Consider the following 13,220-nt stretch of genomic DNA (forward strand, 5'->3'; position numbering starts at 1 on the left):
CCCGCCTTCAGCCGTCGGCGGCGGGCGAGTTGGCGTCGCGGCGCAGGCCAACGGCGGCGAGCAGGGCACCCACGACGCACAGGACGGCTGTGACGACAACGGCGGCGTGCACACCGTTCATGAAGGCGTGGCCGCTGCCCTCGACGACGGCGGCCCTCAGCTGCGCGGGCATGCCGTCCGCGACGGGCGCCACGCCCATCGCCACGGCGTCCTTCGCCTCCTCGAAGCCATGTGCCGCGTTGGCCTGCACCCCGGCGCCGGTCAGCTCGCCGACAAGCGTCGAGCCCACGCGGCTGCTGATCAGCGAGATCAGTACGGACGTGCCGAGGGCGCCGCCGATCTGCAGTGCGGTGGACTGCAGGCCGCTCGCCACACCGCCGTCCCTGACGGGTGCGTTGCCGACGATCGCGTCCGAGGACGCCGACATGACCATGCCCACACCCAGACCGAGCAGCACGAACGGCGGCCACATGGCCGCGTACGAGGAGTGCGCGTCCCAGGTCAGCATCCACAGGGACGCCACCGCCTCCAGCAGCATGCCCAGCGGCATGGACAGACGCGCACCGAACCTCTCGGTCAGCGCCGCGCCCAGCGGTGCCGCGATCACGGAGGCGAGACTCAGCGGCAGGGTGCGCACGCCCACCTCGACCGGGGACAGGCCCTGGACGTTCTGCAGGTACAGCATCAGGAAGAAGATGACACCGAGCAGCACGAAGAAGTTGATCGCGGTGACGAGGGTGCCGATGGTCAGCGCCGGGCTGCGGAACAGCCGCATGGGCAGCAGCGGGTGCCGGACACGGGTCTCGTACCAGCCGAAGACCACCAGCAGGACGAGTCCGGCGGCGAGGGATCCCAGCGTTCCTCCCGAGGTCCAGCCCCAGGTCTCGCCCTTGATCACGCCGAAGACCACCGCCACCAGACCGAGCGCCAGCGTGATCACGCCGGGGATGTCGAAGCGGTGGCGGCCGGTGGAGTCCTTGCTCTCCGGCAGCACGAACGCGCTGAAGACCAGGGTCGCGACACCGATGGGCGCGTTGATGTAGAACACGGACTCCCAGTTGACGTGCTCGACCAGCAGGCCGCCGACGATCGGTCCGAGCGCGGTCGAGCAGGAGGCCACCATGGCCCACAGGCCCACCGCCGTCCCGAACTTCTGCGGCGGGAAAACCGCACGCAGCAGGCCGAGCGTGTTGGGGATCAGCAGCGCGGCGCAGAGTCCCTGCAGCGCGCGGAAGGCGATCACGCCCTCGACGGAGCCGATCAGGCCGATCATGACGGAGGTCACGACGAAGCCCGCGACTCCGGCCATGTAGTACGTGCGCCGCCCGAACCGGTCACCCAGCTTGCCGCCCAGGATCAGGGCGGCGGCCATGGCGATGAGGTACGAGTTCGTGACCCACTGGAGGTCGGCGGTGGACGCGTGCAGGTCCCGGCCGATCTCCGGGTTCGCGATCGAGACCACGGATCCGTCGAGGTTGACCATGAAGAGTCCGATCGCGACGGCGATCAGCGTCAGCCACGGATTGGAGCGCGGGCCCCGCTCGGTGCCCAGAGGCGACGGAGCGTGCAGGGTTGAGTGGTCCACGGATGTGGAGGGCATGCAGGTGCCTTGTCTGTGATGAGAATGTCGACAAGTCGATGAAATGGATCAGAGTCATCGGCACAGGCGGGAGTACGGCGGCGTTCGGCCACCGAGGTGGGAATCGCGACGGGAGAACGGCGAGGTCGGGGTGCGGACTGCGCACGCGACTGGGCGTTCTCGCCCGTGAACCGGTGCCGGAAGGTCAGTCGGCGGAGCAGGAGCGCCGGGTCAGCGCCAGCAGCGCGCCGCAGGCCGAGCCGAGGGCGTCCTGCTCCCCGTCGGTGAGGGTCTCCAGCAGGCGCGCCACGTGGGCTTCCTTCAGCACCCGCGCTTCGGCGAGCCGCTCCGCGGCCAGGGCCGTGGGATGCAGATGAGCGACCCGCTTGTCGACGGCGTCCCGCCTGCGCTCCATCAGCCCCAGTTCGGTGAGCTGGGAGACGAGGGCGCTGACGTTGTTCGGCTTCATCAGCAGGGCGTCCGCCGCGTCACGGACCGTGATGCCCGCACGCTCCTCGACAAGCCGCAGCAGGATGAGCTGCCCCTCCGGCAACGTCGGATGCGGGAAGTCCTGGACCACCCGCCGCTCGAGCACCCTGTTCAGCGTAGGCAGAACCGCCACGAGCACGGAGGCCACGTGGTCGTTCTGCGGGCCGGAGGGGCTGGAGTCGGGCACCAGTCGACTATAGGTATACCGAGATACCTATGTCAACATACAGAACCCGTCCCATGCGGTTCACGTCGTGCACTGCCGGCAACAGGTCGACTCGACTGCCGTCAACCGCCCTCACCCCGGAAAGCAGCAGGTCAGGAGCCCTTAGCCGCCGGCTCCAGAATCGCCACGCACTCCACATGATGCGTCATCGGAAACAGGTCGAACGCCCGCAGTGTCCGCACCCGGTAGCCGCCCTCGCGGAAGTACGCCAGGTCTCGGGCCAGGGCGGCCGGGTCGCAGGCCACGTAGGCGATGCGGCGCGCGGCGAGGGAGGTGAGGTGGGCGACCGTGGTGCGGCCGGCGCCCGCGCGGGGCGGGTCGAGGACGATCAGGTCGACCTCGGTGATGCCGGTGCGCGGGAGGACGGACTCGACCTTGCCCTGTTCGACGCGGACACGGGGGAAGTCGGCGAGGTTGTGCCGGGCGTCCTCCACCGCGCGCTTGCCGGACTCGATGCCGAGCACCGCTCCCTTGTCGCCGACGCGGTCGGCCAGGGCGCCGGCGAAGAGGCCGACGCCGCAGTACAGGTCGAGGGCCATGTCGCCCCTGCGGGGCAGGAGGCCCTGCATGACCGCCGTGACCAGGGTGTCCGCCGCCTTCGGGTGCACCTGCCAGAAGCCGCCCCCGCCCACGCGGTGGGTGCGGCCGTCGGCGCGTTCGCGGACGAACGGGCGGCCGTGCACGCGGTGGACGCCGCCGGTCTTCTCGTCGACCCGGAGGACGGAGACCGGCTTGTCCAGTTCCACCAGCGGCAGGCGGCCGCCCGGGCGGGGGGTCAGGATCACCTGGCGGTCCTGGGAGCCCGTGGCCGCGATGGCCTCGACGGACTCCATGCCGGTCCAGTCGCGCCGCTCGACGCCCAGTTCGCTCACTCCGGGAGCCGCGATCATGCAGTGGTCGATCGGCTCGACCTCGTGGGAGCGGTGGCGGCGCAGGCCGGCCTTCCCCGTGGCGGGGTCGACCGCGTACTGCACGCGGGTGCGCCACTGCGGGACCTCGCCCGCGGGCAGCTTGTCGCCCTCGGCGGGCATGACCGTGCCGTCCCAGCCGGCCTCCTCGGGCGTGAGGCCCGCGAGCCGCTTCAGCTGCTCGGCGATCACCTCGCCCTTGAGCCGGCGCTGGGCTCCCGGCTTGGCGTGCTGCCAGTCGCAGCCGCCGCAACGGCCGGGTCCGGCGTAGGGGCAGGGGGCCTCGACGCGGTCCTTGGAGGCGTCGATGATCCGTACCGCGTCCGCGCGCAGGAAGCGTGCGCCCTCCTCGCCCTCGGTCACCCGGGCCACGACCCGTTCGCCGGGCAGCGCGTGCCGTACGAACAGCACCTGACCCTCGGCGGTACGGGCGATGCAGTGGCCGCCGTGGGCGACGGGGCCGATCTCGACCTCGTACTCATGCCCCACCAGCGAGCCGCCAGGCTCCCGGTCCGCCCCCGAGCCGCCCGGCTCCGGTCCCACCTGCGAGTTCTTCGGTTCTGCCTGCATGGTGGGGTGACTCCAGATCGGGAAAGGCGTACGGCCGGACAACAGCCCACCAGTCTACGTGGGTGCCGTCCGGCCGTTCACCATCAGGTGCGGGGCCGAGCAGAAGCCGGTCAGCCCTTCGCGGCCGGCGACTCCTTCGGCTCCTTCGGGCGCTCCTGGGCCGGGCCACGCCGCACCGCGCCGGGCGCGTTCCAGTCCTGGCGCCTGCGGGCCCGCTGCTTGGCCGCCTCGGAGGAGGCCAGCTGGTAGGGCACCGAGGTGACCATCACGCCCGGCGTGAACAGCAGCCGGCCCTTCAGGCGCAGCGCGCTCTGGTTGTGCAGCAGGTGCTCGTACCAGTGACCGACGACGTACTCGGGGATGATCACCGAGACGGCGTCGCGCGGGGACTCCTTGCGCAGGCTCTTCACGTACTCGATGACCGGGCGGGTGACCTCGCGGTAGGGCGAGTCGAGCACCTTCAGGGGTACGTCGATGCCGCGCCGCTCCCACTCCTCGCGCAGCGCCCGGGTCTCGGCCGGGTCCACGTTGACGGTGAGCCCCTCCAGGGTGTCCGAGCGCATCAGCTTGGCGTAGGCCAGGGCGCGCAGGGTGGGACGGTGGATCTTGGAGATGAGGACCACGGAGTGGACGCGGGAGGGCCGGACGGTGTCGTCGCCCGGGCCCTCGGGGGCCGTGAGTTCCTCGGCGACCCGGTCGTAGTGCTTGCGGATCGCGGTCATCGTCGCGAAGAAGATGCACATGCCGAGCAGGGCCACCCAGGCGCCGTGGGTGAACTTGGTGACGAGGACGACGACCAGCACCGTGCTGGTGAGGAAGGCCCCGAAGGTGTTGATGGCGCGGGAGCGGATCATGTGGCGGCGCTTGGCCGGGTCCCGCTCGGTGGCCAGGTGGCGGTTCCAGTGCTTGACCATGCCGACCTGGCTGAGGGTGAAGGACACGAACACGCCGACGATGTAGAGCTGGATCAGCCGGGTGGAGTCGGCGCCGTAGACGACGGTCAGCAGGGCGGCGGCGCCCGCGAGCAGCACGATGCCGTTGGAGAAGGCGAGCCGGTCGCCGCGGGTGTGCAGCTGGCGGGGCAGGAAGCGGTCCTGGGCGAGGATCGAGCCGAGCACCGGGAAGCCGTTGTAGGCGGTGTTGGCGGCCAGGAAGAGGACCAGCGCCGTCGCCGCGGCCAGGACGAGGAACAGGAAGCTGCCCTTGCCGAAGACGGCCTCGGCGACCTGGGAGATCACCGGGTTCTGCACATAGTCCGGGCCGACCGGGACGCCGCCCCGCAGGAGGTTGGCGGCCGGGTTGTCGGACATGCGGACGCCGGTCGTCATGGCCAGCGTGATGATGCCGCAGAACATCGTCACGGCCAGCAGGCCGATCATCGCCAGCGTGCTCGCCGCGTTCCTGGACTTCGGCTTGCGGAAGGCGGGGACGCCGTTGGAGATCGCCTCGACGCCGGTGAGCGCGGCGCAGCCGGAGGAGAAGGCCCGCAGCAGCAGGAAGACGAGGGCGAATCCGGCCAGTCCCTGGTGCTCGGCCTTGATCTGGAAGTCGGCGGTCGGCGCCCGCATGGTGTCACCGAGGACGAGCCCGCGGACGGCGCCCCACACGATCATGATGAAGACGCCGGAGACGAACACGTACGTGGGGATGGCGAAGAGCGTGCCCGACTCCTTCACCCCGCGCAGGTTCATCAGCGTCAGCAGCACGATCACGGCGACCGCGCACAGCACCTTGTGCTGCACGACGAAGGGGACGGCGGAGCCGAGGTTCTCGATGCCGGAGGAGATGGAGACGGCGACGGTCAGGACGTAGTCGACCAGCAGCGCGCTGGCGACGGTCAGGCCCGCCTTGGAGCCGAGGTTGGTGGTCGCCACCTCGTAGTCGCCGCCGCCGCTCGGGTAGGCGTGCACGTTCTGCCGGTAGGAGGCGACCACGGTCAGCATCAGCACGGCCACCGCGACCGCTATCCAGGGGCTGAAGTGGTACGCCGACACGCCCGCGACGGACAGGACCAGCAGGACCTCGCCGGGCGCGTACGCCACGGAGGACAGCGAGTCGGAGGCGAAGACGGGTAGGGCGATGCGCTTCGGCAGGAGCGTTTCGCTCAGCCGGTCACTGCGCAGTGCGCGCCCGATCAGAATACGTTTGGGCACGTCGGTCAGTTTGGACACAACAGAGGATCGTAGGCCTTTGCCCCCCGGGTCGTGCACCTGCCGTCCCGGATCTGCCTCACGAGTGAATTCCGGTCACGAAGGTCCTGCGGATTCCGCAGGCGGGGCGAGCGCCGTGCCTAGATGTCTGGACCCCGCTCCCCGCCGACCCCCCGGAGGCCCCATGTCCTCGACCGCGGAGCTGATCGGTGCCGCCGCCGCGTTGCTCGGCCTCGGATTCCTGACCCTGCGCAGCGTGCGCAGCATCACTCGGCGCCGGCCCTTCGAGGCCGAGTGAGACGCCGCCCACGACGGAGGCGTTAAGGATGCGGTAGGGGGGTGCCCGCCCCGAACCGGGCATGTGTAGCTTGTCCCTCTGTCTGAGACCCTGATGGGACTGAGCAGTCGCTATTGACATCGGAAGGACGGTCGTGCACATCGTCATCATGGGCTGCGGGAGAGTGGGCTCCGCTCTCGCCCAGGCCCTGGAGCAACAGGGGCACACGGTCGCCGTGATCGACCAGGACCCCACCGCCTTCCGCCGGCTGGGCCCCGGGTTCGGTGGCCGCCGGGTCACCGGGATCGGCTTCGACCAGGACACCCTGCGCGAGGCGGGCATCGAGGAGGCCGGTGCCTTCGCGGCCGTCTCCAGCGGCGACAACTCGAACATCATCTCCGCGCGGGTGGCCCGCGAGATGTTCGGCGTGCAGAACGTCGCGGCCCGTATCTACGACCCCCGCCGCGCCGAGGTGTACCAGCGCCTGGGCATCCCGACCGTGGCCACGGTCCGCTGGACGGCCGACCAGATGCTCCGCCGGCTGCTGCCCTCGGGCGCCGAGCCGCTGTGGCGCGACCCCACCGGCGGCGTCCAGCTCGCCGAGGTGCACGCCTCCCCGAAGTGGGTGGGCCACAAGATCAGCAGACTCCAGGAGGAGACGGGCGTCCGGGTGGCGTTCCTGACCCGCCTCGGCGAGGCGATCCTGCCGAGCTCGCAGACGGTGCTCCAGGAGGGCGACCTGGTGCACGTGATGATGCGGACGGACGACGTGGAGAAGGTCGAGGCGGCGTTCGCCGAGGGCCCGGAAGAGGAGAGCGGTCACTGATGAGGGTCGCCATTGCCGGTGCCGGCGCGGTCGGTCGCTCGATCGCGGGCGAGCTGCTGGAGAACGGCCACGAGGTCCTTCTCATCGACAAGGCGCCGACCGCCATCTCGGTCGAGCGCGTGCCGCAGGCCGAGTGGCTGCTGGCCGACGCCTGCGAGATCACCTCACTGGACGAGGCGGCGCTTCAGCGCTGCAACGTGGTGATCGCCGCGACGGGCGACGACAAGGTGAACCTGGTCGTCTCCCTGCTGGCGAGGACGGAGTACGGCGTGCCGCGGGTGGTGGCCCGCGTGAACAACCCGAAGAACGAGTGGCTGTTCAACGAGTCCTGGGGCGTGGACGTGGCGGTGTCCACCCCGCGTCTGATGTCCGCGCTGGTCGAGGAGGCGGTGAGCGTCGGCGACCTGGTCCGGCTGCTGCGCTTCAGCCACGGCGACGCCAACCTCGTGGAGCTGACCCTGCCGGAGGAGTCGGCGCTGGCCGGCACCCAGGTCGGGGACGTCGAGTGGCCCGAGGACACCTCGCTGGTCACCATCATCCGCGGCACCCGGGTGCTCACGCCGTCCCGGGAGGACTCCCTGGAGCCGGGTGACGAGCTGCTGTTCGTGGCCGCTCAGGCCCGTGAGGAGCAGCTGGAGGACCTGCTGTCGGTCCGCCGGGAACGCTGACACCCGGTACGAACGGCGAGGGGCGCCCGGTACGAACACCGACGCCCGCATACGGCGAGGGGCGCCCGGAGATCCGGGCGCCCCTCGCCGTTCGTACGGGCGATGCTCAGCTCTGGCGGCGGTGACGGCCGGCGGCCGGTGCCTCGCCGGGCTCCTCCTGCGCCAGGGCCGCCTTGCGCTCCTCCTCGGCCTTCTCCTCCGCCTCCATCTCCGCGAACACGTCGATGGGCGCGGGCGCCTTCGCGAGGAAGACCCAGGTCAGCCAGACCGCCAGCAGGAACGGCGGGATCTTGAGCGTGATCAGGACCCAGCCGAACTTCGTGGTGTCGGCCCACCAGTACAGCGGGAAGAGGATCGCGCACTTGGCGAGCAGGATCAGGCCCCAGGCCCAGCTCGCCTTGGCGTAGGCCTTCTTGCGGCCCGGGTTGCGGGTGCGCCAGGAGAGGTTCTCCTTGAAGACCGGTCCGAGCATCAGGCCGATCAGCGGGACCCCGGCCAGCGTGGTCACGATGTACGCCACGGCCAGGCCCAGCGTGTAGAGCATGCCGGGCAGGTAGAAGTCCTTGGCGTTGCCGGTCATCATCGCGAAGACGACACCGAAGGCGACGCCGAAGACTCCGCTGAAGGCGTGCTTGACGGTGTCCCGCATCGCCAGCCGGACCACGACCAGCAGCAGCGACACGGCCAGCGCGGCGATCGCCGACCAGTGCAGGTCCTTGTTGATCGTGAAGATGGTGACGAAGAGCAGGCCGGGCAGCACCGTCTCGACCATGCCCCGCACCCCGCCGAACGCCTCGAACAGCGCGGCCTCCGTCACCGCCCGGGCATCGTCTTCGGCAGTCGTGTCCTGGGTCGGCTTGTCGAATGACGTCACCGGCTACTCCCGTCCGAGGGGTCGCAGTTCGTACTTGGGGTTGAACAGCACCCGGCGGCCCCGGCTCATCGAGATCCGGCCCGATGCGATCAGCCTGCGCCCCGGTTCTATACCGACGATGGAGCGCCTGCCGAGCCACACCACGTCCAGGGCGGCCGTACCGTCGAACAACTCGGCCTCCAGGGCCGGGACTCCGGCACGTGGACGCAGGGTGACCGTGCGCAAGGTACCAGTAACCGTGACGATCTGCCGGTCGGTGCAGTCGCCGATCCGCGTACAGCCCGCGGTCTCGGCGTCCTCTCGCAGTTCCTCGGACTCCAGGTCCTCCTGCGACGAGGAGAGCCGGTCGAGCATGCGCCGGAACCGGCCCGCCGGCTTTTCGGAACGAGGAACAGCACTCATGTCTGAAGCGTACCGGGGCGCCCCGAGGGCGACGTAACCGCTCACTTCTCGAAGCGGTAGCCCATCCCCGGCTCCGTGACGAAGTGCTTGGGGTGCGAGGGGTCGGCCTCCAGTTTCCTGCGCAGCTGTGCCATGTACACGCGCAGATAGTTCGTCTCCGTGCCGTACGACGGCCCCCACACCTCCTGGAGGAGCTGCTTCTGGCTGACGAGCCGGCCGGTGTTGCGCACCAGCACCTCCAGCAGATGCCATTCGGTCGGGGTGAGCCGTACGTCCTTGCCGGCCCGGTTGACCTTCTTCGCGGCCAGGTCGACGGTGAAGTCCTCGGTCTCCACCAGCACGCCGTCCTCGCCGTTCCCGACGGGCTCGGCGCGGCGGACGGCGGCGCGCAGCCGGGCCAGCAGCTCGTCCATGCCGAAGGGCTTGGTGACGTAGTCGTCGGCGCCCGCGTCCAGCGCCTGGACCTTCTCGTCGGAGGAGTGGCGGGCGGACAGCACCAGGATCGGCACCCGGGTCCAGCCGCGCAGGCCCCTGATCACCTCGACGCCGTCCATGTCGGGCAGGCCGAGGTCGAGGACGACCACGTCGGGGTGGCGGGAGGCGGCGAGGTCGAGGGCGGTCCGGCCGTCGGAGGCGGCGTCGACCTCGTACTTGCGTGCCTTGAGGTTGATCACGAGGGCGCGCACGATCTGCGGCTCGTCGTCGACCACCAGCACCCGCGTCATGTGGTTTGCCTTTCTGGTTCGGCGAGTCGTGCGGGGACGCGAAGGCTCTTCGCGGCCCGCAGGGTGAGGACCATCGTCAGACCGCCGCCGGGCGTGTCCTCGGCGTTGAGCGTGCCGTTCATGGCCTCGGCGAAGCCGCGCGCCACGGCGAGGCCGAGGCCGACGCCGGCTCCGCGCGGGGCGTCGCCGTGCCGCTGGAACGGCTCGAAGATACGGTCCTTGGCCTCGTCCGGGACGCCCGGTCCGCGGTCGACGACCCGGACCTCGACCCGTTCGGCCATGGCACTGGCGGAGACCAGCACCGGCTCGTCCGGCGGACTGTACTTCACGGCGTTCTCCACCAGGTTGGCGACCGCGCGCTCCAGCAGCCCGGGGTCGACGGCGACCATCGGCAGGGACTCCGGGATGTCCAGGTGCACGCTGTCCTCGGGCACCCCGCCCAGCGCCATCGGCACCACCTCGTCGAGGTCGATCTCGCGGATCAGCGGGGTGACCGTGCCGGTCTGGAGGCGGGACATGTCCAGCAGGTTGCCCACGAGGTGGTCGAGCCGGTCGGCGCCCTCCTCGATGCCCTGGAGCAGTTCCGCGCGGTCCTCCTCGGACCACTCGACGTCCTCGGACCTGAGCGAGGAGACGGCCGCCTTGATCCCGGCGAGCGGCGTGCGCAGATCATGGCTGACGGCGGCGAGCAGCGCGGTGCGGATGCGGTTGCCCTCCGCGAGGGCACGGGCCTGGTCGGCCTCCTCCTGGAGGCGCCGGCGCTCCAGGACGACGGCGGCCTGGGCTGCGAAGGCGGCCAGCACCCGGCGGTCGGAGGCGGGCAGCACCCGTCCGGTCAGCGCGAGCGCCATGTGGTCGCCGACGGGCATGTCCACGTCGGCGTCCTCCGGGCGCTGGAGCGGTCCGCCCGTGCCCACGCGGCCGGCGCAGGTCCAGGGGTCCACGTCGCTCTGCCGTTCGAGCAGCGCCACCGACTCCATGCCGAAGGTCTCGCGGACCCGCTCCAGGAGCGCTTCCAGGCTGGTCTCGCCGCGCAGCACGCTGCCCGCGAGGAACGACAGTATCTCCGCCTCGGCGCGCAGCCGGGCGGCCTGGTGGGTGCGGCGGGCCGCGAGGTCCACCACGGAGGCCACGGACACGGCGACCCCGACGAAGATCGCTATGGCGACGATGTTCTTGGGGTCGGCGATGGTCAGCCGGTGCAGGGGCGGGGTGTAGTAGTAGTTCAGCAGAAACGATCCGACGGCTGCCGAGGCGAGCGCCGGCAGCAGCCCGCCCAGCAGGGCCGCGGCCACCGTCAGGGCGAGGAACAGCAGCATGTCGTTGGCCAGGCCGATGTCCCCGGTGTTCAGCAGCAGCGCGAGGGCCACCGGTCCGGCGACCGCGACCGTCCAGCCCCAGACGATCCGGGCGCGGCCGAGCCGGGCGCCGCGGGCCACCGGCAGCCCCCGCCCCTTGGCGACCTGTCCGTGGGTGACGATGTGCACGTCGAGGTCGGGGCCCGACTCGCGGGCCACCGTGGCGCCCACGCCCGGTCCGAAGACGTACTGCCAGGTCTTGCGGCGCGAGGAGCCCAGCACGATCTGGGTGGCGTTGACCCCGCGGGCGAAGTCGAGCAGCGCGGCCGGTATGTCGTCGCCGACGACGTGGTGGAAGGTGCCGCCCAGGTCCTCCACGAGGGTGCGCTGGACGGTCAGTTCCTTCGGGGAGGCGGAGGTCAGTCCGTCGCTGCGGGCGATGTAGACGGCCATGACCTCCCCTCCGGCGCCCTTCTCGGCCAGCCGGGCCGCCCGGCGGATCAGCGTGCGCCCCTCGGGGCCGCCGGTCAGGCCGACCACGATCCGCTCGCGCGAGCCCCAGATCTTGGAGACCTGGTGCTCGCTGCGGTAGCGCTGGAGGTATTCGTCGACCCGGTCGGCCACCCACAGCAGGGCCAGTTCGCGCAGCGCGGTGAGGTTGCCGGGCCGGAAGTAGTTGGACAGGGCGGCGTCGACCTTGTCCGATTTGTAGATGTTGCCGTGCGCCATCCGGCGGCGCAGGGCCTCCGGCGACATGTCGACCAGCTCGATCTGGTCGGCCCGCCGCACCACCTCGTCCGGGACGGTCTCGCGCTGCCGGACGCCCGTGATCGACTCGACGACGTCGCCGAGGGACTCCAGGTGCTGGATGTTGACCGTGGAGATGACGTCGACACCGGCCGCGAGCAGTTCCTCCACGTCCTGCCAGCGCTTGGCGTTGCGGGAGCCGGGGATGTTGGTGTGGGCGAGTTCGTCCACCAGGGCGACGGCAGGGGCGCGGTGCAGCGCGGCGTCGACGTCCATCTCGGTGAAGGTGGTCCCGCGGTACTCCAGTTCCTTGCGGGGGACCTGTTCCAGGCCGTGCAGCATCACCTCGGTGCGCAGCCGGTCGTGGTGCTCGACGAACGCCACGACGCAGTCGGTGCCCCTCTCCACCCGGCGGTGTGCCTCGGACAGCATGGCGTACGTCTTGCCGACGCCCGGTGCCGCACCGAGGTAGATCCGTAGCTTGCCGCGTCCCATGGCCCCATTGTCTTCCCGTCACGGCTGTGCCTGCCGTGTGTGTGCCGCGTCGACCTTACGGCCGATATTCACGACATAAGGGGTCGCGCGGGGGCGGATGGCCGTCTTTGACGCAACCCTGACGTGCACGCCGTCACGGCTCACGACGTGACGGCGCCACAGCGTCACGGCGCCTCAGCGTCACGGCATCACGGCATCACGACGTCACGGCATCACGACGCCACGGCATCACAGCGTCACGACGCGACCGCGATGCGGCGCCAGGGCGTCACGATTCGACGATCTTGCCGTCGCGCAGCTCCAGAACCCGGTCGGCGAGGTCGAGGAGGGTCGCGTCGTGGGTCGCGACCAGTGCGGTGACCCGCTCGCTGCGGACGACCGCGCGCAGCAGCTCCATCACGGCGTGGCCGGTCTCCGCGTCGAGCTGGCCGGTCGGCTCGTCGGCTATCAGGAGCGCCGGCTCGTTGGCGAGGGCGCGGGCGATGGCCACGCGCTGCTGCTGGCCGCCGGAGAGCTCACCGGGCCGCTGCCGGGCGTGGTCGGCGAGGCCGACCAGGGACAGCAGCAGCTCGACGCGCTCCTCCCGGGCGCGCGGATCGGCGCGGCGCAGCCGCATCGGCACGCCGACGTTCTCCGCGGCGGTGAGGATCGGGATGAGCCCGAAGGACTGGAAGACGAACCCGATGTGGTCCCGGCGCAGGGCGAGGAGGCCGTCCTCGCCGAGTTCGGACAGATCGCGGCCGTCGACGTGGACGCGTCCCCGGTCCGGCTCGTCGAGCCCGCCGACAATGTTGAGCAGCGTGGTCTTGCCGGAGCCGGAGCGGCCCTTGAGGGCGACCAGTTCGCCCCGCGGCACCTCGAAGGAGACTCCGCGCAGGGCGTGCACGGCGGCCGCCCCCTGTCCGTAGGACTTGTGGACGTCCTCGACGCGCACCATGGTCTCGGTGATCACCTGGCTCATGCGCCCTCCCCGTTCCCGTCCCCCG

At 70.8% G+C, this 13,220-nt stretch carries 11 protein-coding genes; 2 read left to right on the forward strand and 9 right to left on the reverse strand.

The genetic code is table 11. The features are described from left to right. Positions 1 to 7: 7 nt before the first annotated feature. From ACFY3J_RS16760 to ACFY3J_RS16775, 4 genes are all read right to left on the reverse strand, one after another. Complete coding sequence (locus ACFY3J_RS16760; protein WP_384177361.1) at positions 8 to 1,600, reverse strand: MFS transporter; 1,593 nt, start codon at positions 1,598 to 1,600, stop codon at positions 8 to 10. A 184-nt stretch (positions 1,601 to 1,784) separates the two neighbouring features. Then, complete coding sequence (locus ACFY3J_RS16765) at positions 1,785 to 2,255, reverse strand: MarR family winged helix-turn-helix transcriptional regulator (protein WP_384177363.1); 471 nt, start codon at positions 2,253 to 2,255, stop codon at positions 1,785 to 1,787. A 131-nt stretch (positions 2,256 to 2,386) separates the two neighbouring features. After that, positions 2,387 to 3,772 (reverse strand): class I SAM-dependent RNA methyltransferase, encoded by a 1,386-nt coding sequence (locus tag ACFY3J_RS16770; protein WP_384177365.1) that lies wholly within the window; start codon positions 3,770 to 3,772, stop codon positions 2,387 to 2,389. A gap of 110 nt (positions 3,773 to 3,882) precedes the next feature. Next, positions 3,883 to 5,943, reverse strand: coding sequence for an APC family permease (locus tag ACFY3J_RS16775; protein ID WP_384177367.1), 2,061 nt, complete (start codon positions 5,941 to 5,943; stop codon positions 3,883 to 3,885). A 410-nt stretch (positions 5,944 to 6,353) separates the two neighbouring features. Here ACFY3J_RS16775 and ACFY3J_RS16780 point away from each other — a divergent pair, with 410 nt between their 5' ends. Both ACFY3J_RS16780 and ACFY3J_RS16785 read left to right on the forward strand, forming a co-directional pair. Further along, the gene (locus ACFY3J_RS16780) at positions 6,354 to 7,025 is read left to right on the forward strand and encodes a potassium channel family protein (protein ID WP_384177369.1); all 672 of its coding nucleotides are present in this window, start codon (positions 6,354 to 6,356) and stop codon (positions 7,023 to 7,025) included. Continuing rightward, positions 7,025 to 7,693 (forward strand): TrkA family potassium uptake protein, encoded by a 669-nt coding sequence (locus ACFY3J_RS16785; RefSeq protein ID WP_141357530.1) that lies wholly within the window; start codon positions 7,025 to 7,027, stop codon positions 7,691 to 7,693. The genes ACFY3J_RS16780 and ACFY3J_RS16785 overlap by 1 nt, the downstream gene beginning before the upstream one ends. Before the next feature lie 106 nt (positions 7,694 to 7,799). Here ACFY3J_RS16785 and ACFY3J_RS16790 read toward each other — a convergent pair whose 3' ends face one another. The 5 genes from ACFY3J_RS16790 to ACFY3J_RS16810 all read right to left on the reverse strand — a co-directional run bounded on the left by ACFY3J_RS16790 (position 7,800) and on the right by ACFY3J_RS16810 (position 13,195). Continuing rightward, a complete protein-coding gene (locus ACFY3J_RS16790; RefSeq protein ID WP_384177371.1) occupies positions 7,800 to 8,567 on the reverse strand; it encodes a DUF3159 domain-containing protein in 768 nt (255 codons plus the stop codon). Between the two features lie 3 nt (positions 8,568 to 8,570). Beyond that, positions 8,571 to 8,969 carry an OB-fold nucleic acid binding domain-containing protein gene (locus ACFY3J_RS16795; protein WP_141357534.1) on the reverse strand — a complete coding sequence of 133 codons (399 nt, stop codon included), beginning with the start codon at positions 8,967 to 8,969 and terminating at the stop codon, positions 8,571 to 8,573. A gap of 41 nt (positions 8,970 to 9,010) precedes the next feature. Further along, on the reverse strand, positions 9,011 to 9,694 hold the full coding sequence (locus ACFY3J_RS16800; RefSeq protein WP_384177373.1) for a response regulator: 684 nt from the start codon (positions 9,692 to 9,694) through the stop codon (positions 9,011 to 9,013). After that, positions 9,691 to 12,234: an ATP-binding protein gene (locus ACFY3J_RS16805; RefSeq protein WP_384177375.1), complete on the reverse strand. Its 2,544-nt coding sequence runs from the start codon at positions 12,232 to 12,234 to the stop codon at positions 9,691 to 9,693. Before ACFY3J_RS16805 ends, ACFY3J_RS16800 begins: the two co-directional genes overlap by 4 nt. A 268-nt stretch (positions 12,235 to 12,502) precedes the next feature. After that, positions 12,503 to 13,195, reverse strand: coding sequence for an ABC transporter ATP-binding protein (locus tag ACFY3J_RS16810; protein WP_384177377.1), 693 nt, complete (start codon positions 13,193 to 13,195; stop codon positions 12,503 to 12,505). Positions 13,196 to 13,220 lie beyond the last annotated feature (25 nt).

Origin of the sequence: Streptomyces sp. NPDC001231 (assembly GCF_042896885.1) — a bacterium.
Lineage (GTDB): Bacteria > Actinomycetota > Actinomycetes > Streptomycetales > Streptomycetaceae > Streptomyces.

Coding starts and splice junctions, on each gene's coding strand:
- ACFY3J_RS16785 (WP_141357530.1), top strand. CDS start 7,025: ATGAGGGTCGCCATTGCCGGTGCCGGCGCGGTCGGTCGCTCGATCGCG.
- ACFY3J_RS16760 (WP_384177361.1), bottom strand. CDS start 1,600: ATGCCCTCCACATCCGTGGACCACTCAACCCTGCACGCTCCGTCGCCT.
- ACFY3J_RS16810 (WP_384177377.1), bottom strand. CDS start 13,195: ATGAGCCAGGTGATCACCGAGACCATGGTGCGCGTCGAGGACGTCCAC.
- ACFY3J_RS16795 (WP_141357534.1), bottom strand. CDS start 8,969: ATGAGTGCTGTTCCTCGTTCCGAAAAGCCGGCGGGCCGGTTCCGGCGC.
- ACFY3J_RS16805 (WP_384177375.1), bottom strand. CDS start 12,234: ATGGGACGCGGCAAGCTACGGATCTACCTCGGTGCGGCACCGGGCGTC.
- ACFY3J_RS16770 (WP_384177365.1), bottom strand. CDS start 3,772: ATGCAGGCAGAACCGAAGAACTCGCAGGTGGGACCGGAGCCGGGCGGC.
- ACFY3J_RS16800 (WP_384177373.1), bottom strand. CDS start 9,694: ATGACGCGGGTGCTGGTGGTCGACGACGAGCCGCAGATCGTGCGCGCC.